The organism is Pseudomonas sp. SIMBA_068, from assembly GCF_046534705.1.
Lineage (GTDB): Bacteria > Pseudomonadota > Gammaproteobacteria > Pseudomonadales > Pseudomonadaceae > Aquipseudomonas > Aquipseudomonas putida.
The window spans coordinates 1-269 of record NZ_JAWRYI010000581.1; the positions used below are offsets into that span (position 1 = coordinate 1).

Here is a 269-nt window from a genome sequence, read left to right on the forward strand (position 1 = left end):
CTGGTGTTGCCCAAGGCGGAAGCGTCACCGCCGCTTGAGACATGGCCGAAGGGCAACAGGAGTTGTGGCGAGACGGTGAGTCGCTCGCTCAACTGGTAGACGTGCAGCAGTCGCAGAATGCCGACGTCGGAAGTCAGGTCGAAATCGGAACTGATTTTGTGGCCTTGGGCGTAGGCACTGTTCGTGGTGGAGTGCTGGTAGTAGAGCAGGCCAAGCGTTGCATCAGCGGGTAACTGCTCGTAGTCGCCAGGGGCTACCTCGACCGCGTG

The 269-nt window shown here is 60.6% G+C and carries 1 pseudogene; it reads right to left on the reverse strand.

Annotated elements, in window-relative coordinates:
• Positions 1–269 (reverse strand): annotated as a pseudogene (locus SB756_RS30505) (transporter); the annotation flags it as partial.